At 61.2% G+C, this 24,248-nt stretch carries 18 protein-coding genes; 10 read left to right on the top strand and 8 right to left on the bottom strand.

The genetic code is table 11. From position 1 onward, the window contains the following. Window positions 1-345: 345 nt before the first annotated feature. From OKW27_RS32185 to OKW27_RS32205, 5 genes are all read left to right on the top strand, one after another. Window positions 346-1,770: a UbiA family prenyltransferase gene (locus OKW27_RS32185; RefSeq protein ID WP_187611844.1), complete on the top strand. Its 1,425-nt coding sequence runs from the start codon at window positions 346-348 to the stop codon at window positions 1,768-1,770. A gap of 2 nt (window positions 1,771-1,772) precedes the next feature. Continuing rightward, window positions 1,773-3,089, top strand: a complete 1,317-nt coding sequence (locus OKW27_RS32190) for an FAD-binding oxidoreductase (protein ID WP_429335849.1) — start codon at window positions 1,773-1,775, stop codon at window positions 3,087-3,089. After that, a complete protein-coding gene (locus OKW27_RS32195) occupies window positions 3,086-3,826 on the top strand; it encodes an SDR family oxidoreductase (RefSeq protein WP_090803305.1) in 741 nt (246 codons plus the stop codon). Before OKW27_RS32190 ends, OKW27_RS32195 begins: the two co-directional genes overlap by 4 nt. A gap of 133 nt (window positions 3,827-3,959) precedes the next feature. Continuing rightward, the gene (locus tag OKW27_RS32200; protein WP_184038521.1) at window positions 3,960-4,358 is read left to right on the top strand and encodes a GtrA family protein; all 399 of its coding nucleotides are present in this window, start codon (window positions 3,960-3,962) and stop codon (window positions 4,356-4,358) included. Between the two features lie 74 nt (window positions 4,359-4,432). Next, on the top strand, window positions 4,433-5,899 hold the full coding sequence (locus OKW27_RS32205; RefSeq protein ID WP_429335850.1) for a hypothetical protein: 1,467 nt from the start codon (window positions 4,433-4,435) through the stop codon (window positions 5,897-5,899). Window positions 5,900-5,954: 55 nt separating this feature from the next. Here the strand turns inward: OKW27_RS32205 and OKW27_RS32210 are convergent, their stop codons facing one another. From OKW27_RS32210 to OKW27_RS32225, 4 genes are all read right to left on the bottom strand, one after another. Continuing rightward, window positions 5,955-7,331 (bottom strand): IS4 family transposase, encoded by a 1,377-nt coding sequence (locus tag OKW27_RS32210; protein WP_429335851.1) that lies wholly within the window; start codon window positions 7,329-7,331, stop codon window positions 5,955-5,957. A 535-nt stretch (window positions 7,332-7,866) separates the two neighbouring features. Further along, complete coding sequence (locus OKW27_RS32215; protein WP_429335852.1) at window positions 7,867-8,991, bottom strand: methyltransferase domain-containing protein; 1,125 nt, start codon at window positions 8,989-8,991, stop codon at window positions 7,867-7,869. A gap of 77 nt (window positions 8,992-9,068) precedes the next feature. Continuing rightward, window positions 9,069-10,142, bottom strand: a complete 1,074-nt coding sequence (locus OKW27_RS32220) for a zinc-dependent alcohol dehydrogenase (protein ID WP_429335853.1) — start codon at window positions 10,140-10,142, stop codon at window positions 9,069-9,071. A gap of 42 nt (window positions 10,143-10,184) precedes the next feature. Then, the gene (locus OKW27_RS32225; RefSeq protein ID WP_429335854.1) at window positions 10,185-11,141 is read right to left on the bottom strand and encodes a class I SAM-dependent methyltransferase; all 957 of its coding nucleotides are present in this window, start codon (window positions 11,139-11,141) and stop codon (window positions 10,185-10,187) included. Window positions 11,142-11,645: 504 nt separating this feature from the next. Here OKW27_RS32225 and OKW27_RS32230 point away from each other — a divergent pair. Genes OKW27_RS32230 through OKW27_RS32245 form a run of 4 tightly spaced genes read left to right on the top strand, consistent with a single transcriptional unit; the run spans window position 11,646 to window position 15,193 of the window. Further along, complete coding sequence (locus OKW27_RS32230; protein ID WP_184045969.1) at window positions 11,646-12,635, top strand: glycosyltransferase family 4 protein; 990 nt, start codon at window positions 11,646-11,648, stop codon at window positions 12,633-12,635. Window positions 12,636-12,684: 49 nt separating this feature from the next. Next, window positions 12,685-13,686, top strand: coding sequence for a glycosyltransferase (locus OKW27_RS32235; RefSeq protein WP_429335855.1), 1,002 nt, complete (start codon window positions 12,685-12,687; stop codon window positions 13,684-13,686). Between the two features lie 14 nt (window positions 13,687-13,700). Further along, a complete protein-coding gene (locus OKW27_RS32240; protein WP_184038546.1) occupies window positions 13,701-14,291 on the top strand; it encodes a histidine phosphatase family protein in 591 nt (196 codons plus the stop codon). Continuing rightward, window positions 14,288-15,193 (top strand): hypothetical protein, encoded by a 906-nt coding sequence (locus tag OKW27_RS32245; RefSeq protein ID WP_429335856.1) that lies wholly within the window; start codon window positions 14,288-14,290, stop codon window positions 15,191-15,193. Before OKW27_RS32240 ends, OKW27_RS32245 begins: the two co-directional genes overlap by 4 nt. A gap of 65 nt (window positions 15,194-15,258) precedes the next feature. On the opposite strand, the gene OKW27_RS32250 is transcribed toward OKW27_RS32245, so the two are convergent. Genes OKW27_RS32250 through OKW27_RS32265 form a run of 4 tightly spaced genes read right to left on the bottom strand, consistent with a single transcriptional unit; the run spans window position 15,259 to window position 22,757 of the window. Beyond that, window positions 15,259-16,377, bottom strand: coding sequence for a glycosyltransferase (locus tag OKW27_RS32250; protein ID WP_429335857.1), 1,119 nt, complete (start codon window positions 16,375-16,377; stop codon window positions 15,259-15,261). Next, window positions 16,374-19,610 (bottom strand): glycosyltransferase family 4 protein, encoded by a 3,237-nt coding sequence (locus OKW27_RS32255; protein WP_429335858.1) that lies wholly within the window; start codon window positions 19,608-19,610, stop codon window positions 16,374-16,376. The genes OKW27_RS32250 and OKW27_RS32255 overlap by 4 nt, the downstream gene beginning before the upstream one ends. Next, the gene (locus tag OKW27_RS32260; protein ID WP_429335859.1) at window positions 19,603-21,789 is read right to left on the bottom strand and encodes a glycosyltransferase family 2 protein; all 2,187 of its coding nucleotides are present in this window, start codon (window positions 21,787-21,789) and stop codon (window positions 19,603-19,605) included. Before OKW27_RS32260 ends, OKW27_RS32255 begins: the two co-directional genes overlap by 8 nt. Continuing rightward, a complete protein-coding gene (locus OKW27_RS32265; protein WP_429335860.1) occupies window positions 21,786-22,757 on the bottom strand; it encodes a glycosyltransferase in 972 nt (323 codons plus the stop codon). The genes OKW27_RS32260 and OKW27_RS32265 overlap by 4 nt, the downstream gene beginning before the upstream one ends. Before the next feature lie 521 nt (window positions 22,758-23,278). Between OKW27_RS32265 and OKW27_RS32270 the strand changes: the two genes are divergently transcribed. Further along, a complete protein-coding gene (locus OKW27_RS32270; RefSeq protein ID WP_090803328.1) occupies window positions 23,279-24,238 on the top strand; it encodes an NAD-dependent epimerase/dehydratase family protein in 960 nt (319 codons plus the stop codon). Window positions 24,239-24,248: the final 10 nt, after the last annotated feature.

The following is a 24,248-nucleotide window of genomic DNA, read 5'->3' on the forward strand; positions in this document are numbered from 1 at the left end:
TATCGCCGAAAAGTTTGCGAAAGTGTTTAATTCACCTTGGTTTGCGCAAATTCGGCCTATATGCGAGATGTTGGTATTATCTGCGCGGTCGAGCCCGGTACACTGATTATTCTGCTTCGTTACAAATATTGCGGGTTCATGGTTGTTAAATCAGTCGGCAATAAGTTGACAAATAAATTGGAAGCGGGTTGTAGGGGAGGGCGCGAGATGGTAGCGTGATGCCGCTTTACGCGGTCCGGATTTTGATTCTCGTGGTTCGACTTGACCCGCTACCGCGCCGGAACGAATTTCTACGGCAGCGCATGTGCCTTCCACACTCTTTTCTGCCCTGCGGCGGTTCACTGAATGAGCAGCAAACCACTCGTCGTCGATCTTGATGGAACTCTGATTCGCTCGGACGTCCTGATTGAATGCGGATTTGCTTTCACCCGATCCGCTCCCCATCGGTTCTACGAGCCGCTTCTGTGGCTCCTGCGCGGGGGCAAAGCCGGGCTCAAAGCCCGCTTGGCCGAAGCGACCGATATCGACGTCACCGTCCTGCCCTACGACGCCACGGTCATCGAGTGGCTGAAGGAAGAACGGGCCGCCGGGCGGTCGCTCGTGCTGGCGACCGCTAGCCATGAACGCTACGCGAAGGCGATTGCCGATCATCTTGGGCTATTCGACAAAACCTTCGCCACGCATAGCGACATCAATCTGTCCGCGCATCGCAAGCGCGACAGGCTCGTGGCCGAGTTCGGCGAGAAAGGCTTCGACTACGCGGGCAATTCGCACGACGATGTCGCAGTCTGGGCCGCGGCCGAGCGTGCTTATGTGATCAATCCGTCGAGTGGCGTAGAGCGCGCGGCCCGCAAGCAGGGCAACGTCGAGCGCGTCATCGACCAACGCTCCGCGTGGCCGAGAACGTGGGCGAAGTCGTTGCGACTGCATCAGTGGCTGAAGAATCTGCTGATTTTCGTTCCGCTGCTCGCGGCGCATCAACTGTCGGACGCTGCGCTGGTCATTGCCGCGCTCCTCGCTTTTTTTGCCTTCGGTGTCTGTGCGTCGAGCGTCTACCTGTTGAACGATCTGCTCGATCTCGAGGACGACCGGCATCATCCGACCAAGCGCAAACGCCCGCTTGCGTCGGGCGCGTTGCCGCTGGTTTGGGGCGCGGCGCTGTGTCCCGTTCTGCTGGTCGTGGGCGGCGCGATCGCGTGGTTCTGCCTGCCTCATCAGTTCGCGCTGGTTTTGCTTGGATATTACGTACTCACGCTGGCCTATTCGTTCCATCTGAAGCGGCGAGTCATGATGGACGTGGTGGTGCTGGCCTTGCTCTATACGACACGGATCATCGCCGGAAGCGCCGCGATCGATGCGCGGCTCACGTTCTGGCTGCTCGCGTTTTCGATGTTCATTTTTCTCAGCCTCGCGCTCGTCAAGCGGTATGCGGAACTGCACGCATTGAAGGAGCGCGGCCTCGTGAAGTCACGCGGCCGCGGCTATGTCGCGAGCGATCTGCCGTTGATTTCGTCACTAGGCGCGGCCTCGGGCTATCTGTCCGTGCTGGTTCTCGCGCTTTATATTCAGGACGGCAATACGGCGAGCCTCTATCGGCATCCACAGTACATCTGGGTGGCCTGTCCTCTGCTGCTTTACTGGGTGAGCCGCACGTGGATCATCGCGCATCGCGGCTCCATGCATGACGACCCGATCATATTCGCGGCAAAGGACCGGAGCAGTTGGCTGATCATGGCCCTATGCGGTGCCGTGTTCTGGATGGCGATCTAGCCATGTCGAAAGTCCAGTCCTGGGGGCGCTATCCGTACGCGCTGCAAGAGTCCCATCCGATCGCCTGGCGTGATACGGCCGCGGCGATATGGCGAAGTGTCGGCGGCACGCAGCGCACGACACTTGCCTTCGGCAATGGGCGCAGTTACGGCGACAGTTGCCTCGCGTCGTCGGGGCACGTGGTCCAGACGCTGCCGCTGGACCGGATGATTCTGGCCGACTGGCAGAACGGCGTGTTGCGCGCTGAACCGGGCATGACGCTCGAGCAGATTCTCGACGTGGCGATTCCGCGTGGATGGATGTTGCCCGTCACGCCGGGGACGAAGTACGCGACGTTGGGCGGCGCGATCGCCAACGACGTGCACGGCAAGAATCACCATGTACGCGGCACGTTTGGCCGGCATGTGCGGCGTTTCTGCTTGCTGCGAAGCGACGGCACGCAGTTCGAATGTACGCCGGACCTCCACCCCGAGTACTTCACCGCGACGATCGGCGGCCTTGGTATGACCGGGCTGATCGCGTGGGCTGAAATCCAGCTGATGCCGATCAGGTCGAGCAGGCTCGACGTGACCAGTATCCGCTTTGCCAACCTCGACGAGTTCTTCGCGCTGTCCGAACGGCTCGACGAACTGCATGAGTACAGCGTGGCGTGGGTGGACTGTCAGAGCCGCGATGCCGCGTTGGGCAGAGGCATTTTCATGGTCGGCGATCACGCCTCCGAGGGGGGGCTCGACGTCGAACGCCGCAAGACGCGTACGGTGCCGTTCACGTCGCCGATCCCCGTTTTCAACCGCCTGACCCTGCGCGCCTTCAACGAGTTGTACTACAGGCGGCAACGCGCGGACGCGGTTCGCTCGACGGTCACTTACGACTCGTACTTCTATCCGCTCGACAGCCTGCTTGAATGGAATCGCATCTATGGCCGCTCGGGCTTCCAGCAGTATCAATGCGTGATCCCGGCGGCCGTTGCGCGCGAGGCAACGCGGGCCATTCTCGACGCGATTGCCCGCAGCGGCACGGGGTCGATACTTGCCGTGCTGAAGCGCTGCGGCGCCATCAAATCGCCGGGCTTGCTGTCTTTTCCGCTCGAAGGCACCTCGCTCGCGCTCGACTTCCCGCAGCGCGAGGAATCGAATCGCAAGCTTTTCGACCGGCTGGATGCGATCGTGCGCGAGAGCGGCGGCCGTTTGTATCCCGCCAAGGACGCGCATATGTCGGGGGAAGATTTTCGCGCTGCCTATCCGCAGTGGGAACAGGTCGAAGCGCTGCGTGATCCGGCTTTGCTGTCACGCTTTTGGGAACGAACCACTCGAGTATGAAAAACATCGTTATCGTAGGCGCCACTTCGGCGATCGCCATTGCCTGTGCACGGCAATGGGCTAAACAGGGCGCGCGGTTCTTTCTCGTCGCGCGCAACATGGAGCGCCTCCAGCAGGTTGCCGACGACCTCAAGGCACGTGGTGCGCAAGACGTGCTGTGTCAGCAGTTGGACATCGATCAGATCGGTGAACATGCCGCCATGATGCAGCGTTGTTCGGCCGAGTTCGGCGCGCTCGACATCGTGCTGGTGGCGCCGGGAACGCTGCCTGACCAGCAGGCCTGTCAGAACGATGCCGACGTCGCGGTCCGCGAGTTCAATACCAATGCCGTATCGATCATCGCGTTGCTGACGCGTTTTGCCACTGTGATCGAGCAGCAGCGGCGCGGCACGATCGCGGTCATTTCGTCGGTGGCCGGCGATCGCGGTCGCCAGTCGAACTATCTGTACGGCAGTGCAAAAGCAGCGCTCTCCGCGTTTTGCGAGGGCCTGAGGGCGCGCCTGTTCAAGGCGGGCGCGCATGTGCTGACGATCAAGCCTGGCTTTGTCGCGACGCCAATGACAGCGGGTCTTCCCTTGCCGGGACCGCTTGTTGCTACCGCGGACAAGGTCGCGGGCGATATCGTGCGCGCGGTGGAAAAGGGTAGGGATGTCATTTATACCCCGTGGTTCTGGTGGGGCATCATGCTGATCATTCGCTCTGTTCCTGGCCGCGTGTTCAAGCGGCTCTCGTTGTGATGCACTGCATGCATCGCGACGGGGCTGCCGTGCTCGACGGCAACCGTCGCCGCCCAGCGAGCGCATGGCGCGGCGAATGTTCGTTCGACCTTCCTGACCTGGTGTGCCTTTCGTGAACTCCTCGGCAACTCCCATGAGCGCGTCGCGCCTCGTGATTTTTTACGCGATATTCGCGGCAGTTTCGATCGCCGCGAATATCGGTCTGCAGAAGCTCTCGCTGATCACCTATTCGGGAGCGTTCAGCGTGCCGCTGTCCGTAGTCGTCGGAACGGGTGGCGGGCTGGTGGTGAAGTTCTTACTCGACAAGCTCTGGATCTTTCGATACCAGCATCGCGATCTGTCGCACGGCATACAGAGTTTTCTGCTCTATACGGTGATGGGGCTCGCAACTACGGCGATTTTCTGGGGCTTCGAATTCGGCGCGGACGCGATCTATCATTCCGAGCCTGCCCGCTTTACGGGCGGCGTGATTGGCCTCGTGATTGGTTATATAGTCAAATATCGGCTCGACAAGAAGTTCGTTTTTGCCTGATTCGGGCAATGCATTGATTTCATAAATTGAACCACCGTCGAACTCGCGTGAACAGAAATTTTTGGCCAATGAACATGCAACGACTTAGACAATATCTTTCGGAGAACGCGCTTCTACTGGCGATCACCATTGCTGTGGGTGGCTACCTCGCATGGCAGACGCGCAACTTTCAGCTCGATGATGCGCTGATTTATCTGCGATATCTGCGCAATCTGTTTGACGGACACGGCCTGACCTACAATGCAGGCGATCGCTTCAACGGTTTGACGTCGCCGTTGTACTCCTACTTGTTGATCTTGGCCAACGTCCTGACGAGAAATTTGCAATATACGACGATCTTTCTGTCGTTCGTGTTCCTATGCGCGGCTGCAATCACGGGAGCACATCTGTTGGCAAGCGGGAAATACGAACAGACGCTGTGCGCACTGATCATTGTTTCCTTCAACTATTTTTACGACACCTTTGGGATGGAGACGTCGCTGTTTCTATTCCTCTCCGCTCTCGCGTTGATACTCTACCGCAGAGAGCAATTCTTCGGCCTCGGTCTGGTTCTGGGCCTGCTGTTCATCACACGCAGTGAAGGCGTGTTCCTTGGCTTGGTTCTGGTCGTCGATTTCTTCGTCAGGAACAGAAAGGTGCCTCATGTTAAGTATTTCGTTGCGCCGGTTATTTTGCTTGCGGCCAATTTCGCATTTAACTACTACTACTATGGCGCGTTTCTTCCAGCTACCGGTAATGCGAAGCTCGGACAAGGCAAGTCGGGGCTGTGGGGCGAGGGCCTGATTTTTCTTCACGTGCAGTATATGAAGGGCGCTTTCTTCGGGGGAGATCTCCGGCTGCTTGCATTCATGCTGCCGGTCGGTCTCGTTGGCGTGCTGACGAGCCTACGCCAAAGGATCGTCTTGCTCGCCATTCTCTACCTGGTATTGCTGGGTTCGTTTTATGTATTTCTGCATATTCCGAATTACCACTGGTACTACGCGCCGTTCTTCTTCTTTGGCTTGTTGTTCGTTGGCGTTGGCGCATGGAAGGTGCTCAGCTTCACGTACGAGCGTTCCCGAGGGAGTGCTGTTGTTCTTACGCTGTTTCTTGCGTTCTTCCTTGCTACGAGCGGGTTCGTTTATCACAGCTTTGGCATATCCAATATCCAGCGCGGCTCGATGGACGTGTATAAGAATATCGGCGAATGGATAAAGGCAAACACGCCGGGCAATGCGGTGGTGGCAAGCGTCGAAATCGGGACCGTGGGTTGGTACTCTGACCGGTACATCATCGACATTCTCGGTCTGACAAATCGCTATAACGCGGACTATATTGCTCATAAGGACCTTTACTCCTGGCTCACGAAATACACCCCAGATTACATCCTCGTACATCAGCCGCTCTGGAGTTTCGAGGCTAGTGCAGATTGCCTGCTCGCGAGCGGGGCCTATGCCCCTGTGGAAGTATTTAATTTCGAGGGGTATCGCCTGCTAAAGCGCAGTGACGCCGTGGGCACGCAGCAGCGGATCCGAACGTGTGCGAAAGGGCCGCGTACCTGATAAGCGCTGCAGCGCTCGCTGCGAAGTCACCCCTCCTAGGGTGAATGGCACTTACTTAAGCCCGTGGAGCGTGCCCATATTTTTGGACGCGCTCACGTGCGATGTGACGAGGCTCTTTCAGCCATGGGTAGGACTTCGGTCTTCGTTTGCGCATTCGTGGTTCGATGCGACCGGGGCGACTCCCAACGCAAGACTGCGTGATCAGGTTGAACAGGAGACTCTGGTTGTGAGTTGCCGTCAGACCTCTGGCCAGCCATTCAGTCCATAACTGCACCGTGTGTTTGAAACTCAGTGTTCTCGGGTCAGTGGCATGGTGACTGGCGGCCTGAGCCATCAGCAGCCGAATCACGTTGTAGGCCAGCAGATGGACCCAGATCTCCTTTTCGTTCATGTGGGCAGTCTGGCAATGCAGCACATCCATGCCCATCGTCGTCTTGATGTTACGTAGATCCAGTTCCACGTTCCAGCGCCTGGCGTACAACTGCGAGAGGTCCTGTTTGCTGGTCTTGCGTGCATCAAGCATCGTGGTGACCAGCACCCGGTGATGCAGCCTGGACTCGCGCACCATCAGCTCATCGGGGAAGGCCTGGTACTGCTCATGCGTCATCCAGTCAGGACGCTGCCGGGGTTTGGGCCACGTCACAATGTGATCGCGCGTGCCCAGGGACCGGCCTCGCCGAAAGTCGGTGCGGCGTGCCCCATGCTGTTCCATCACGACGTCCACCCCGGCGGCGATCATTGAGGCCATCAGAAAGTAGTGGCAGTACAAGGCATCGGCGACGATCATGTCACCTTTGCGAAACGTGCCTTGCAGCATGCGAAACGCCGTCAGCTCCCCGCTGCCTTTGCCCGCGTAAGTTCCGACCGCCGACTCCAGTACTGCGCCGCTTGCCAGACAGATCACCGCAACCAGATAGGCCAATGGAAAGCCCACTCCTTCGGCCTGAGCACTGGACTGCGGGAAACGGGCCTGGTTCGACGGCGTATCGGGCATCGAGATCCCGGTGCCGTCAACCAGCTTGACCGGGCGCCCGCGCCACTTCCAGGCAGCCTCGGCCTGCTCATGCAGTTGGCGCCCCGTCTCGCGCGCCAACTCCCGCACCATCGTCAGCGGCAGTCTCTGGCGAGCGCGGCAGTAGCCTCCCGTACGCACACTCATGGGCCGCAGCCCGTCGGCAGCTCGCTGCGCCGCCCACCCGTTGACTGCCTTCTGACAGGAGGCGTCCTCTTCCAGCGCCTGGCGCATGAACATCGACAGTGTCACCGTCGGCGGATACAGCCGTTCCCGATGTTCTGGCAAATACGCTTCCGTTATGCCCAACAGCCCCGGGCTCGTCAGTATGTTGAAGTAGTCTACCGCCTGGGCCCTGCACGCCCGGCTTTGAACCCTGCTTCGTGTTTGCCTGTGATGACTTCGTGCATTACGATCCATGGGGGCTGATCTTTGGAATGAGACGGTGTTTGCCTGGTAACAACCATCGTATCAATCCCTGGATCAGCCCCCTCCCTTTCTCTTCAAGCACTTACCCGCGTCTTCTCCTCCATGTAGGCTTAAGTAAGTGCCATTCCTCCTAGGGTAAGACCATTATTCCGACTGAAAACGGCCGACTCGAGGGTCCGAGTCGGCCGTAAATTTCTGACTCGTCTGTTTTAACATTCCTTCTCGCGTCCCGTCACCGCACTTCTTGCGCTCGCGCCTTTACTGGTTCCGCAGGACGGGCGAGACCCTGCTAAACGTGACGAATATTCAATGGATACTGCTTCCGACGCTCATCGTTCTGCACGCGATTTCCCGCATCTGAATGGCCTATATGGAGCATTACGCCAAACGACACGGGCTACACCCTTAAGGTTGCGCCGAACTGGACGGTGCAGATTCCAAATAGTCCGTAAAAGTCCTGGTTCGCGGCGAGTGATAGCCGTCGGGACCGTTACCTCATCGCAACGGCCGTCAGAGCCGAGGCAGCCTAGATGCGCAATGGCGGGCGCAGCGGGCGCCCCTCTTTCCACCCAAAATGCTGGTAATGCGCGCCCGGATCAACGGCCGCCGCGGCGACGTCCGGGTTGACGGCGAGATATTCGCGAGGATCGAAATTCGGCGGCAGCCCGAGCGGTTCGTCGGGGTCGAGCTCGCTGCGTTCTCCGGATATGCGCGGTGGGCGCTGGTTCACGTCCTGCCGGTTGCGCAATTCCTCGAGCTTGCGATGGGTACGCCAGAATGGCACGCCCGGTGCCATGCCGCTCGCGGCGTGCTCCACTCGCCGCCAACTCTCCGCAATATAATCGCGATCGCGCGAACGTCTCAATACGACGGAAAACTCGATGTCATTGCGCTGCGTGTCGCAAAAATTCTCACACGCAAAATCGAGCAGTTCCATCTCGCAAAGATCAGCGAGCAGTTTCGAGAACGAGCGCGGCGTGAAAACCCAGCAATGGACGTCGTGATAATTGCCGTTTTCATGTGCGTCGCGAGCGAGATGCAGCGCGCCGTGCGGTGTGTGATGCCGCTTGACCAGATTCGGGTCGAGCCGCTTTTCCCAAGCCTCAACGGCAGAGACATCCGCCGCGGACAGGCAGTGATCCAGTAGTGAATAGGACTGGGGTATGCGCGCCCGCGCCACATAGCTAGCCAGAACCTCTGGCAGGCGGCTTTCACGGCGGAGGTAATCGAAAGTGAAGCGTCTATCCGGAACGACGAGACGCACTTCGCCCGTCGGTTTGAGGACCGTGGCCAGTTCTCTTAGCCAGGTCACCAGATCAGGCACGTGTTCGACAACATGGGATGCCACGACGTAATCCACATAGCGGCCGTTGATCGCTTCGTGCAGCGTATTGCGCCCCCAGATCGCGTTGACATCGACGATTTCATCAACCTTCACATGAGGATCGTCCTTGTACTTCTGACGCAGGTGAGGCGTGTCCGTATGATCGACGTAGATAATCTCGCCGCCGTCGCTGCGTCGCACTAGAGGCCAGCACAGCGGGCCTATCTCGACGCCAACGCTTTCTTTGATGTTCAGTCCTCGAAGTAGACGGCAACGCCGCTTATCGCGAATTTCATCGATGCTGAGAGCATTGTCTTCCTTCGCCATGTTGCCTCCTCGTATTGGACGGCACAGCTTCCAGTTATGACCGATGTTCACTGCATTGCGCGAGACCGCTTACATCTTCAGGTATGCATCTGCACCTTGATGGAGTCCGAACTTTTGTCGCTGGCCAGCCGAAAGGCCTCGTCGACGTCGTCGAGGCTCAGGTCGTGCGTGATCATGGCGCGCAACGTATCGCCCTTGCGCGCCAGCAGATCGATCGCAAGCGCGAAGTCGTGCTGACCGTCGATATAGCCGTAGCAGTTCGGCAGATGAATCGTCAGTTCCTTGATGTGCGGTTTGATGATTTCGATGTTCCTGAAGCCGTGATCGAAGGCACCGAGCACGCACACGTGGCCGAGCGGGCGCACGAACTGACAGGCGAAGTCGAACGTGTCGGCCGTTCCACCGACCGCTTCGATCGCGTAGTGCGCGCCCAATCCGCCGGTTGCCTGTTCGACCATGCCGAGCGCTTCGGCGCGATCGGCCGGCAGGATCGCGGTGGCGCCCATCGCCAGCGCCGCGCGCGCCTGAGCCGCGTGTCTTGCGACCACGTAGACATTTTCACTGCCAGCGTCCAGCGCCGCGGCGAGTGCCGCGAGGCCGATCGTGCCCGCGCCGATCACGACGCCGACCGAGCCGCGCGCAATCGGCATCTTGCGGCACCCGTGGATGCCGACCGCCACCGGCTCGACGATGGCGCCGAGCTGATCGTCGACGGCATCGGGCAGCGGGAACACGCCCGATTCCTTGGTGCGCACGTATTCGGCAAAGCCGCCGCCGAACGGAAATTCGCGCGCGCGGCAGTGAATCGGCGCGCCGAGCTTGCAGTACTCGCATTTGCCGCACGCGGTGCCCATCACCATGTCGATCGTCACGCGCTGGCCGACGCGCACGCTCGTCACGCCCTCGCCGATCTCGACCGCGGTGCCGCTCAGTTCGTGGCCGTTCGGAAAGCTTTGATGAACGTCGACGTTCCGGTAAGCGTGCAGATCGCTGCCGCAGATACCGACGCTCGCCACCTTGACGATCACGGTGCCGGGTAGCAACTCAGGTACCGGGATGCGGCCGACCTTCATCGCGCGCACCCCGTCTTGCAAGCCGGCTCGCATGGACGCGCCTTCGTTGCGATGCTCGAGCGCGTTCGTCGAAGTCATCTATCAATCTCCGCAAAATGTGAGACGTTTGCGCCGCGGCGCCTAACGTGTCTTTCGAATCCAGAAGCTCGCGCCGGGATTGCGCATGAAGAGCGGCATCCGCGCGTTCATCAGGTCCGCATGGAAGTGTCCCATGAACGTATTCATCAGGACAACTTCGAACGCGCTGTTGTACTGGAGGAAGGCGCGCAGCAGATAGGCTTCGTTCCACGCGCGGCCTTCGTAGATCCACTGCGGCGGGTATTCGAGCGGCAGGAACACGTCGTGAAAGTGTATGTGCACGCCGGGCGCGAGGATCGGCAGTATCTCGAAGACGATGCGGTTCACGTCGCTGCCGATCTTGCTCACGTGCGACGAATCGACGAACAGTATGTCGTTCGCTTCGAGCTCCGCGAATACGGACAGGTCGACGTCCTGCGCGAGCGACTTGACGATCTTCGAGGTGACCTTGTCTTTCTCGGTCAGCAACGACAGCAAGCGTTCATTGTTCGGTTCGACGAAGGTGCACTGGATCTGGCCGTCGAAGAACAGGTCGTTGGTATCGAGCGAAACGGCGGACGAAAAACCCGAGCCGATCTCGACGATGCGGCGCGGCCGCAGGTGGCGAATCATGCAGTACAGCGACGTCGCGTCGCCATACGAGAACATCACGTTCTCGAAGTAGAAGCGCAGGCCGTCTTTCTTGTGCGGCTTGAACGGCATTTCGCCGTAGTACTTGTCGGCGAACTCGCCGACGAGCCGCACCTGCGCCTCTTCGTTGAACTCGATGCCGGGCAGCGTGCGCGAGACGTTACCGAAAAGCCGTGCTTCATTCTGTTTGATGTCGGGGATCGACGGGATCGGCGAATAGTAGTGGCCTGGAGGCACGTCGCCGAGATTCGAAAAGTGCGGAATATTGACCTGAAGCGCGTCGCGATACTTGTCCCGTTCAGCGATCAGTTCTGCAATCTCGGGATGCTGCGCGGCAAGTGAATCGAGAAGCTCGGGCGATGCCGACATCTTGTTGCTCCGCTTGAAAGAATTTGCGAAAAGCCATGACAGAACAGCGAATTCATACCGATATGCCGACTGGCTGGCGAGCCGGCCCTCCCGGCCGGCCAGTCTATCGTACCCTCAGTATTCTGCACGTCCAACATTTCCTGATGTTCCGACATGAGCCCGCATTTACCGTTACTTACAAATTATTCGTCATAGCAATCGGCACAGCCGCGATGCCAAGGGTCATGTGCCGTCCGTTTTCCGTGGATACCGCGCGTGAGTCGCGAGTGCGCGCCAGAAGAGGGCGGGGCGGTCATCGTTTCGTAAGCCACGTAAGCCGACGAAAGCATGCAACAGGGTGCTCTGCGCGTCGCTCGCGGGCGATCGTCTGCGTTACGATTTGGCGTAAAATCGAGCCCCTGCCGATAATAGTCCGCGCCTGTTTCACAGGTCGCGCGAACGCGTGAATTCCGCACCGTCCGGCGGACGGCGCCAGCGCCCACGATTCGGGACGGAGCCCGCAATATGCATTTTAAAATTCTCCTGACCACTCACAGTACCGCGTTCATGACGAGCGGTGGTGGCGAGTCGGAACTCGTGCAGGTCGCCGAACTTCTCAACGATTCGGACGTACAGGCCGACATTTACGGCATTCGCAGCCGGCCGCTACGCTTTTACGACGCGGTGATGCACTTCTCCGTCCATGCGGACGGCGAAGCGATCGTTCGCGAAACGGTGAATCAGGGCAAGAAGCTGTTCCTGTGGCCGAACGTCTGGTGGTTGAGCGCGCCCGACCCGGCGGAAATCAGCCGCATCGAGGCGTTCGTGCAGCGTGCCGAGCGGCTACTGTTCAAGTCCTCCGCCGAACTCGCGCACTTCAACAGGTACATCACGGTCGATCCAGGTAAATGCGTGGTGGTGGGCTCCGGCATATCCGACCGGTTCCTGCTGCCGGCCGACAAGGATTTGCTCCCCACGGTCTGCGACGTCTCGGACTACGTGCTGTGCCTCGGCTTGATCGAGCCGATCAAGAATCAGCTCGAACTGATCCGCGCACTGAACCAGCTCGACATGAACGGCTTGATGGTCGGCGGTTTCAGGGACGAGGAGTATTACCGGCAGTGCGTTCGCGAAGCGCGTCGGGGGATTCATTTCCTGCCATTCATCCAGCCCTGCAGCGCGCTGTTGCGCTCCGCGCTCGCCAGCGCGATGGTAGTGGCGGAGCCGAGCCTCGATCCGCCCGGGCGCTCGTGCCTCGAAGGCGCGTTCGTGAAGCAGCCCCTCGTCATGGTTGATGGGGATTGGCAGCGCGAGCACTTCGACGACAATGTCTGGTACGCGGCTTCCACCCGCGCGCCGGACATCGTTCCCGCCATTCAGGCTGCCCTGACCGACCCGGACAGGGACGAAAAGATTGAAAGTAACTACGAACGCGTCTATGCACGGCACTCGTCGAGCACGGTAGCAGCAGACCTAATCAGACACCTGATCGATGCCGGCCTCACAAATTACTAAGATTCCCCGACTGCTCGTCGTTCAGCGGCGCTCCATGACCGATGGGCGAATGAATTCGCGCACCATCGGCGCGCGCTTCGCGCCTTTGCTTTCGTACATGCAGCGCCATCAGTTGATCGAGTGGGAGCAGATCTCGGAGGCGGACGTTGGCGTCAGCCATCTGCATCGCTTCGACGTCGTGCTGTTCAACAAGCACGTGTCGAATCTGTCGCTGAAGATCATGCGGATGGCCAACGAACTCGGTCTTCATACGATTTACGATCTCGACGACTGGCTGCTCGATCTGCCGTCGTGGAGCGTGCTCGAAATGAACGAGGACGTGCTCTACAACGTGCTCGCGATGATTCGCGAGGCGAGCGCGGCCACGGCGTCGAACTCGCTGTTGCAGGAGCGCATGCGCAAAGTGCGGCGCTCGGACGACGTGCTGATCATCCCGAACGGTTTCGACGATCAGGCGTTCGACCTGTCGCCGGAACTGTGGACTGAAACCCAGCCGCCGAAGATCATCTTCTCCAATCTCGACGGCATCAAGCTCGTGAGCTTTCGCAAGGAGTTTTTCGGCACCTTGCGCAGTTTTCTCGCGCGCCACGAAAACGTGTCGATCGACTTTTGGGGCGATCCGTTTCCGGAGCTCAATACGATTGCCCGCATGACGCATCGCGGCAGCCGCGGCAACCTCGAATACAAGAAGACCATTCGCGACGAAGGCTACACGTTCGCGATCGTGCCGCTCGGCGCCGAAGAGGATCCGGAGACGCTGTTTTTCAACTCGTGCAAGTCGCCGATCAAATACGCGGACTACGGCAGCCTCGGCATCCCGAGCATCTATTCGGATTGCCCGACCTACCGCGAGAACGTCAAACATCGTGAGACGGGATACATTGCGTCGAACACGGCCGAGAGCTGGGCACGAGCGCTGGAGGACATGCTGGGCGACCCGCAGCTTCGCCAGTCGATCCGCCGCAATGCCTACGCCGACGTGTTCGACCGTTTCAGCGTGCGACGCATTTCGTCGATGTTCCTGAAGGCCTTGCCCGACCCCAAGCCTTAAAGCAGCTAACACCTATGGATCTTCTTCTGATTCGCCACGGCCAATCGCACGCCAACGTGGCTGGCCTGTTGAACTCGACCGAGCAGGACGAGTTGACCGAGCATGGCCTGCAGCAGGCCGCGAAGCTACGCACGCTGATGGAAAGTCACGGTTTCGCGCCCGACCGCGTTTTTTCGAGCCCTTGGCGGCGCGCGTTGCAGACCACTGAAGTGCTGTTCAAGGACAACAGCGACTGGACCGTCGACGCCCGTCTCGGCGAAACCAATGCGGGGCGGTTCGCGACCTGGAAGGCCGAAGATTTTCGTCTGGCGTTTCCCGACTGGGGCAAACATCTGTCGGACCGTTACGAGGGCGGCGAGTCGCATCTCGAACTGGCCGCGCGTTCGGTGAACTGGCTCGAGGAGGAGGTGCTGCGGCACGCTGAGCAGCCTGGCCTGATCGCCGCCGTGTGTCACGCGGGACCGATCTCGGTGATCTCGCAATACCTGCTGAACGTGCCGTTGTCCCGCTTTCCCAACGTGCTGGTGCCGAATGCATCGCTCACGCTGTTCCGGCGCAACGTGCATACCGGAAACTATTATCTGCAGATCGCAGGGCTGTCATGAGTGCATCGATCAAGATCTTCGAGCCACTTTACGCGCCGGGACAGGTCCTGTCCGAACAGGCTTTTCATCCGCTCGAACTGCGCGATAACGCGCACGCCGCGTGGCGCGAGTTTTATATTCTCGTCGACATGTACCGCAAGGGCATGCATCGGCAGCAGCAGATCACCGGTCTTTTTTCGCCGAAGTTCGCGCTGAAGGCGCGCATGGACGGCAGCCGGTTTCTGGAGTTCGTGCAGGCCAATGCCGACGCCGACGTCTGGATGATCAATCCGTTTCCGCAACTCGCGTATTTCTCGTACACCGCGTGGATGCAGGGCGAGCATGCGCATCCGGGACTCGTCGAGCGCAGCCAGCAACTGCTCGACGCCTGCGGCATCGCGTGGAATCTGCGTGAGGCGCCCCGTCAGTCGCCGCACACGCTGTGCTATTGCAATTTCTGGGTCGGTTCGCAGTCGTTCTGGGAAAGCTACGTCGGCAAGGTGCTTGAGCCGATTGCCACGTTCCTCGAAACGCAGAGCGGCACCGAGGCCGCGCGCGGGGTGCTGGAGCCCACGATCCACTCGGACGACGCACCGTTCCTGCCATTCGTTGCCGAGCGTCTGTTCAGCACGTATCTGTCGCTGCATCCCGAACTGAAGGTGGCGGCCTATCCGATCGAAGGCGATCAGGTGCTGGACTATTGCGTCAGCGATTTCGAAAAAGACATCGTGCGCTACATGCAAAAACCGATCGACGCGGCGGATCGCGCGCCGGTCTTTCCGCCCGAGCAGATTGCGTTGATGGACTTGCTGTGCACGCTATGGCAGAAGTACGTGCGCGCGCATTTCTCGTTCACGCCGCACCCGCATACGGGGCAACCGATCGACTTCGACAGGACCGGCAAGCCGCCAGCGAACGAGTGAGGCGGCGCGATCGGGTTGGATCGCGCCGATGGGCGCCGGGATGCGTTGGTGAGCGGCGGCGCTGACTATCGATCTCTTTTCAGCGAAACGGCCGCCGTACCTGCGCGCGCATGCGTCGACGCGGCCGCCATGCCGACCCCGGCGCCGATGAAGATGTTGCGCCATACCTCGTCGCTGGCACGTTGCAGCACACCGTCGGCGTGTTTGACGAAGGCCGTGTCGATCGGACAGCGGCCGTGGGTCTGGCCGAGGCGCTGCGTGATCACGGGTATCCAGGCGGCGAGTTCGGCATGGGCGTCGAACACGCAGTCGGGCGGGCAAATCTCCTGAGCGGCCGTGCCGCCACGCACGAATACGGGCTTGCCGTAATGCATCGCTTCGAGCACCGGCACGCAGAAGCCCTCGTGGCGGCTCGTCGCGAGCAACGCGTGGGTGGATTCGTAGCACTCGAACAGATCGGCGTCGTCGAGCATGCCCTTGAAGTCGACCTGCTCGAGCACGCCGAGACGCCGCGCGTGATTGATCAGAAATTTCAGGTAATCGTAGTTCGGCGTGCTGCCGACGATGCTCAGCGTCGCGCCGAAATCACGCTGCTTCAGCAGCGACAGAATCTCGATGCCGTCCTCGATGCGTTTATGCGGCACCACGCGGCCCACCATCAGCAGATTCGGCTCAGGGCGCTTGCGGCCCTTGCGCGGTCCTTCGCGCCGGAACACGTACATGTCGGGAAAGATCGGCGGTACGACCTTGATGGCGTCCGCCGCGACGATGCCGGCGAGGCTCGCCGCCGTGCTGCGCGAATTCGCGACGACGGTGTCGAAGTGCGCGAGCAGCGGCAGTTGCGCGAGTGCCTTCTCGCACAACTGTGCGGTGCGCGGTTCGAGCGCGCGCAGCAACTGCGGGTCCGTCACGCCGTGGATGTAGCAGATCTTCCTGCAATCGAGCGCGAGTATCCGCTCGAGATACGGATCGTAGATCGAGTAACTCAGCAGAACCACATCGTCGCGAGCGACCTCTTCGAATAATGCGTCAAGCGGGCGCACTCCATTCGTTCCCTCCTCGAAACCGCTTGCATACAGCTCGGCCCTCATGCCGAGACGTTCAGCCATGCGTACGAAACCGATGCAGTGGTTACCCACCGCATCGCCCGAGAAAATGTCCGGAGCACATACCCGCAGCGTCATATCGTCTTCGCCTCCGCAATGTCGTTCAACCGTCGCGCATACGCGCGTGCGACTGCCTCAACTGAGTAGTCGCGCTCGATGCGCGCCTTCCCCGCCAGTGCGATGCGCTCACGGAGTGGCGCATCGTCGATCATGCGTTTGAGCTGTTCCGCCGCGATCGATACCTCCGGATCGCACCAGTACTGACCTTCGGCGAACAGGTAGTCGCCGGGGCGCAGCGGCACGAGTTCGCCATCCACGAGGAACGCGGTGTCGGGTTCGCAAAAGTCGACGTTGCCCGAGAAGTTCGTGACCACGACCGGCTGCCCCAACGCCATCGCCTCCGCGATCACGCGGCCGAAGCCTTCGCTACGGTGCAGCGAAATGTAGGCGTCGCAGCAGGCCATGAAGTCGGTCGAGTCCTGGCGGCTCAGGCGCTCGGACACGATGTGAATGCGGCTATCGCCCGCGACAAGGTCGAGCACGGCGCGCCACACCGGGTCGTCGTCGCGCACGTTCATCGCCTTGATGACGAGCCCGACGCCCGGGGAGCTCTCGCCGAACGCCTGCTTGAACGCCTGCACGCCGGCGAGCGGATTCTTGCGGCTCAGCCACGAGTTGCCGTCGAACATCAGGTAGAACAGGAACTCGTTGGCCGGCAGGCCAAAGCGCTCTCGCTTCGGCTCGAGCGGCGCGGGGACCTCGACCGCCATCGGCATCTGGTAGACCGGCGTGTTGCCGAGCCGGCTGTAGACGCTCTGCACGAAGCGGCTCTGCGCCCAGATTTCGTCGACCATCTGATGCACGTTGCCGAATGCGTTCGGCCAGTGGGGCAGTTCCCATGGCCATGCGCCGATCTTGTGCGTGGGCGCGTCGATCAGGCTGCGGCCGCCTTCCAGCGCGAGCCGCACCATTTCGGGCGCCGGCAGGCAGATCAGGCTGATGTTGTACTTGAGCTCGTCGCTGATCAGATGATCGACCGAGTGTTCGAGGCGCGCGGGTCCCGCCATCGGTGCATTGAGCAGCGTGACCGGCGTCGACGACAGTTGCAGTACGCGGGCGGCCATGCGCGCGTCTTCGCCGAGGCCGAGCACGCCTTGCGGGAAGCCGATGATGTTGACGCCGAAGTCGTAGCCGATGCCTTCGACGCGCGCGTGATAGCGCGCGGGCTCGTGCGCGTCGTCATCGGCTTCGTCGTCGGCGCTGTCGGTCCAGCGCACCTTCAGCGAGCCGACCAGCGGGTATTCGCTCGACGCCCATTCGTTCCACCAGCGCACGAGCTGGTCGCGGCCATCCGCGGTATTCAGGTCGTACACTTCGCGCAGATCCGGGCGGTCATTCGCGATCATCGTCAGGAAGCGCGGCAGCAAGGTGTCGTCCGCCGGCTGCTCGTCGTCGATTCTCGCGAGCTCTTCGGCCAGATGAGTCGGCGTCCATTTGATCGCGTAGTACTCGTCGTGCCCGTGCTTGTCCCACCACGAGATGAAGCCGAGCCGTTCGCTGAAGCTGTTCAGGTTGAACGATGCCTGCAGGTCGGGCCGCTCGTTCCAGATCAGCAGCAGAAAGCGCGGCAGCAGCGGCAGCGCGCCTTGCTCGCCGGCTTGCGCGCCGAACAGGCTGTCGGGCAACGGCGGGATGGCCCAGTGAAGCGCCGGATACTGGTGCTGCCCGTGTTCGATCCACCACGACAGGCACTTCAGACGCCCGGTGAAGGTGTCGAGCGAGCAGAGCTCCTGCAGATCCTGGCGCTCGTCATGCAACAGCCGCAGGAAGCGCGGCACCGGCAGCCAGTCGGCGTGCGTGCCCCATTCGGGCTCGAACATCAGCGCGGGTGTGGTGGGCGGCACCCATTCGCCCTCGCGTTCTTCGGCGAGATGCGTCGGCGACCATTCGATCGCGTAGTACTCGCTGTGCCCGTGCTTTTCCCACCACGAAATGAACGCGAGCCGCTCGCGGAAGCTGCTCAGGTTGAACGACGCCTGCAGGTCGGGCCGCTCGTTCCAGATCAGCGGCAGAAAGCGCGGCAGCAGCGGCAGCGCGCCTTGCTCGCCGGCTTCCATCCTGAACAGGGTGTCGGGCAACGGCGGGATGCCCCAGTGAATCGCCGGATACTGATGCTGCCCATGCTCGATCCACCACGACAGGCACTTCAGGCGCCCGGTGAAGCTGTCGAGCGAGCAGAGCTCCTGCAGGTCCCGGCGCTCACCGTGCAGCAGCCGCAGGAAGCGCGGCACCGGTAGCCAGTCGGCGTGCGAGCCAAATTCGGGCTCGAACATCACGGCGGAGGGCGTGGGCGGCACCCATTTGATCGCGTGGTACTGATGCTGGCCGTGTTCGATCCACCACGACAGACAGCTGAGCCGCCCGCGGAAGGACTGCAGCGTGAAGGTCGCCTGCAGGTCCGGCCGGTCCTTGTAGATCTCGCTCAGGAAGCGCGGCACGTAAGGGCCACCGTCCGCGGGCGGCGCTTCGGGCTCGAGCATGAAGCCGCCGATCGGCGGCTGCGACCACTTGATGCGCGGATACTCGCGCTGGCCGTGGTCTTCCCACCAGCTGAGCGCATTGAGCCGCGAGGTGAAGCTGTTCAGATTGAACGCGCTGCGCAGATCGGGCCGCTCGGTCGTGATCAGCGCGAGGAAGCGCGGAAACGGCATCGCGCTGGAGTCGGGCGCGTCGATCGGTTCCAGCAGCCCGGGCCACGCGATCGGCGGACGCCACGTCACGCGCGGGCAGGTGACCTGGCCGTACTGCTCCCACCAGTCGAGGCAGTTCAGATAGCCGGTCAGCGTGTTCAGGTTGAATGCCTGGAACAGATCGCCGCGATTGCGCACGATCGTCGTCATCAGCGTCGGCAATTGCAGGCCGGCTTCTTCGAGCACGGTGACGGGCTCGTGCAGCGTCTCGCTCAGATGCTTCGCATCGAGAACGCTCGGTTTGGTCGAGCCGAGCCAGTACGTGACGGCGTCCGGATGCCGCTCGATCAGCGTGTCGTTGTCCAGCTGACGCAAATATTCGAGGTCTTCCTGTCGCAGCACCCAGTTGAAGTCCGGATACGTTTCGCGCGCCGACATTTCCCACCAGAAATACAGCGTGACGCGGTCATCCAGCACTTTGGAATTGAAGCGCGCGAGATCGGCTCTGAACTTCATCAGAAAGTAGATCGCGCTTGGCAGGCAGAACAGTTCCCCCGGCGATGGATGGCGGTACTCCGCCAGCCATCCGGTCTTGTTTTTTTTGGGTCCCAGATTAAACAAGATTTGCAATCCTTGAAGGCCAAGCAAAGGAAAAATCGTCGGCAGTCAGTGTCAGATTGGGTGAATAGCAGGGATCGTTCATCAACAGATGCCCCCAGCGCTGTCTGACCAACTCAGATTCCTGGTTGAAGCGGCTGATTTTTTCCGGTGTGTCTTCGGCGCCGCGGGTTGCCGATTCGTGATGATAAAGCTCCGCGTAGGGCGTCCACACATTGCGGTAGCCCGCTTGCCGCACACGCAGGCAAAAATCGATGTCGTTGTAAGCGACGTGTAACTGTTCGTCGAGGCCGCCGACTTCCTTGTAGATCGACTGGCGGATCAGCAGGCACGCGGCGGTCACCGCGCACATCACGTTGCGCAGACGCGCGCGCGCGAAATAGCCCGCCAGCGTGTTGGGGAAGTGCTTATGAGCGTGACTTGCGATGCCGCCCACGCCGAGCACGACACCGGCGTGCTGGATCGTATCGTCGGGGTAAAGCAGCTTCGCTCCCACCGCGCCCACGTCCTTCTGCAACCCCACTGAAACCATTTCTTCGAGCCAGTCGGGGTTGATTACTTCGATGTCGTTGTTCATCAGACAGACGAAGTCCGCCGTGCTTGCAAGCGCGACGCGATTGTTCAGCGCCGAGTAGTTGAACGGCGAATCGTCGCGCACGACCTTGATGCGCTCGTCCGTCTGCAGACGCGCGAACAGGTCGTGCGTTTCCTGCTTCACCGAACCGTTGTCGATGATCGTGATGCGGAAGTTCGAATAGCTGGACTTCTTGCGCACCGATTCGACACATTGTTCGACCAGATCCGCGGAGTCGCGCGTCGGGATAATGATTTCGACCGAAGGCAGCGCGTCCGGCAGCGCATATACGACCTTGTTGAACGCGTGCGTGCCCGGTGCGTGGATCACATGCGCGTTGATCTGGTTGCGTGCGAGATGCTCGTCGATCGCTTTCATCGCCGCGACATGCGCGTACGGCTTGGCTTCATGGCCGCTCGCCGTGCTTTCGGGAATGATGCGCCAGTGATAGAGCGGACGCGGCACGTGATAGATCGCGTTGGGTCCGGCCCGATCGAGCACGCGCAGCGCGAGATCATAGTCCTGCGAGCCTTCGAAGCCGGTACGGAAACCGCCGATCTCCCTGATCACCGACGTGCGGTACACGCCGAAGTGCGAGATCATGTTCTGTCCGAGAAACAGGTCGTAGTTGAAGTCCGATTTGAAGTAAGGCTCCGATCGGGCGCCTTCCTCCGACACCTTGTCTTCGTCGCTATAGATCAGCGCCGCGTCCGGATGCGCGTTGATCATTTCGACCATGCAGTACAGCGCGAGCGGATGCAGTTCGTCGTCGTGGTCGAGCAAACCGACGAATTCGCCGCTCACCAGCTCAAGCGCCGTATTGCTCGATTCGCTGATGTGGCCGTTCGTCGTGCGATAGGCGACCTTGATCTGGTCCGGACAGCGGGCCACGTATTCATCAAGCACGAATCTGACCTCAGGCTTCGTCGAGCAGTCGTCGGCGACGCAGATTTCCCAGTTCTCGTAGACCTGGTCGATCACCGAGTCGAGGGCCTTGCGCAGCCATTTCTCCGGCGTGTTGTACGTCGGCATCAGAATGCTGACCTTCGGCTGCAGCGTGAACATTTTCGAGCGTTCGCGCAGTTGCGGATAGATGGAAGCCGGCGGCTCGTGAGCGTCGAGCCATTCCTGATAGGACTCCCCGACGATCGGCGCGGTGGGCTGCAACGGACCGCCACGCCACGCCGCCATCCGACGTGCGCGCGCCAGCAACTCCGGCGAACATTCCGTCTCGTCGAGCAGTTCGATCTTCAGGTCGTACACGGAGAACGAGGCCGGCAGCGCGATCGGGTCGAAACGCACCGGGCCGGCAAGTTCCGGGAACGCGACATCCTGTTCGACCTTGCCGTTGGCGTCGACGTGCAGGACGATCGCGCTGTGCTCGGACATGCCCGAACCTGCGTCGAGGTAAAGCATGCAGGTCGACGCGCCGCTCGCGTCGGTTTTGAGTTCGAACGAAACACGCGCCGCGCACCTCGATAGCGATTCCGAGCCCGTCAGTTCGAACTGCGGATCGTTGTTGGTCGCCTTCCACGCGAATTCAGGATTCGAGGAAGCCTCGACGTTGTTCAGAGGACGAAGTTCGAAGGTCTTGACGAGGTTCTTCATTTTGTCAGCAGGGAATCGTAGAGGTCTTTCAAGGGCGACAGGACGGCCTGCCAGGTCAGATCGCGCGTCGGAGCAGCGGCAGCGCCGCGCGGTTGCGCGAGCGCCGCGCGAATCGATCCGGTGATGCTGTCGACGTCGAACGGATCCAGGTAGGCAACGTGCTGCGCGAAATATTCTTGGGTAGAGCCAACTTTTGTCACCGCGATGCGGGCGCCGGCGGCATGCGCTTCGAGCGCGGCGAGCCCCGGCGTTTCGAGCGTGCTCGGCAGCACGAACGCTTCGCAGGCCGCGTAGGCGGAGCGCAGCAGCGGCGAATCGTGGGGCAGCGTGCCGGCGTAGACGACCTGCGCGCCACCCTCGTCGAAGCATGCCTTCGCATACTCGGGATCGCGCTGATGGCCGATCAGGACGAGCTTCAGGTCGGGGAACGACTTCATCGCCCGGATCAGCGCGAGCTGGTTCTTGCGCGGCTCGATGTTGCCGATGTTCAGGATGAAGCGGCCCTCGATGCCGGATTCACAGCGAAACGGCTCCGCCGTGACCGGCTCGTAAAAGCTCTGTTCGACGCCGTTCAACACGCTCGCGAACTTCTCGCGCGGCAGATCGAAGATGCGAGCGAGCGTGTCGCATTCGATCTCGGAGTTCGCGACCACGCGGTCCGCGAGAGAGAACTGATGGTGGATCTCGCCGATCGGATAGAGATGCCTGGTTTCCTCCGTCACCCACAGACTCGACGACACGACGAGCGGCAAGCCGAGTTGCTTGACGAAGTTGCAGAAGTGCACCGAGCCACCGACGCACGAGAAGAAATGCACCACGTCGTGTTCTAGAAAACGCGGCTTCCACGGATCGAACAGCGTAACGTCGACGCCATGCGCGGGCAGATGCTTGTGATACGCAAGCAATTGGATTTCTCCGCCGCCGGGGGTATGGAAAGCCATCGGGTAGGTGGCGAACAGCACTTTCATAGGTGGGACTCTAGTCGCTCAAACAGTTCTTTTCTTCAGACCAGCACGTCGCGGCACGCCGCTGCGCGTAACGCGCGAACGTGGCGGCGAGACCGGCAGGTTTCGGGGGCATTCACGTGGATGCTCGCCGCGCGCTTGCGCGGCCTTCAGGCGCGGACTTGCCCGTGCGCGGGCCGGGGCCTGATCGCACGGCCAGCGAGCAGGCCGGCGTGTGCTGTCGTCGAGCACGTCGGATCGATACCACGAATTCCACATGCGCGAATATGTTTGAGTTGTTACGAAGTGTACGAACGACGCGCCAGCAGGCGCAGGTCCGTTTTATTATCACGGCCCGAATACAATACGTTCCCAGCCAGACTTCCTGAGAAAGCACCGCCGATGCCAGATTGTATCGTGTCTGATCCGCCTTTCCCGCCGTTTGCGGCCGCGTCGAGTCCTGACGGCGATCGTCTGTTTGCGTGGGTCGCGCGGCATGGCGTGGGCGTAATCGTGCGCCGCGAAGTGCATGACGGAGCATTGCGATGAGTCTGCAGATCCTCGTCACCGGCGCCAACGGCTTCGTCGGCCAGGCGGTGTCCCGCGCGTTGCTGCGGCGGGGCGATCGCGTGACTGGCGTGGTGCGCCGGCCGCAGACGGCCGCCGAAGGCGTGCGCGAATGGCTGCTCGATACCGAAGACTTTGCGGGCATCGACCAGCGCTGGCCGGTCGCGCTCACTTGCGATGCGGTGATCCATCTGGCGTCGCGCGTGCACGTGATGCGGGAGACCCTGACCGAGCCGCTCGCCGCCTATCGCGCGACCAATGTCGAGGGCAGCTTGCGCGTCGCGGCCGCGGCGCGGCGCGCGGGCGCGAGGCGCTTCGTGTTCGTCAGCAGCATCAAGGCGATGGGCGAGGCGAGCAGCGGCCGGCCGATCGCTGAAACGGATCAGCCCGCGCCGTCCGATGCGTATGGCATCTCGAAACTGGAAGCCGAGCGCGCGCTGTTCGACTACGGCCGCTCGACGGGTCTCGAAGTCGTCGTGGTGCGGCCGCCGCTGGTCTACGGGCCGCGCGTGCGCGCGAACTTCCTGCAGCTGATGAACGCGGTCGCGAGAGGCATTCCGTTGCCGCTCGGCGCGCTCAGCGCGCTGCGCAGCCTCGTGTTCGTCGATAACCTCGCGGACGCGCTCGTGCATTGCGCGACCGATCCGCGCGCGGCCGGCGAAACCTTCCATGTGACCGACGGCCGCGACCTCAGCGTGCCGGAACTCGCGCGTCTGCTGGCCACACAGCTTCACGTGCCCGCGCGGCTCGTGCCGGTGCCGGCCAGCCTGCTGCGGCTCGCGGGTCGCCTGACCGGCCGCTCGGCGCAGATCGATCGATTGACCGGCGAGCTGCGCGTCGACAGTTCGCATATCCGCGAATGTCTGAATTGGTCTGCGCCGCATACGGTCGAGCATGGGCTGCTCGAAACCGCGGCGTGGTATCGCTCAACGCATTGACCATGGGTTG

The organism is Paraburkholderia sp. 35.1, from assembly GCF_050436525.1.
GTDB classification, from domain to species: domain Bacteria; phylum Pseudomonadota; class Gammaproteobacteria; order Burkholderiales; family Burkholderiaceae; genus Paraburkholderia; species Paraburkholderia tuberum.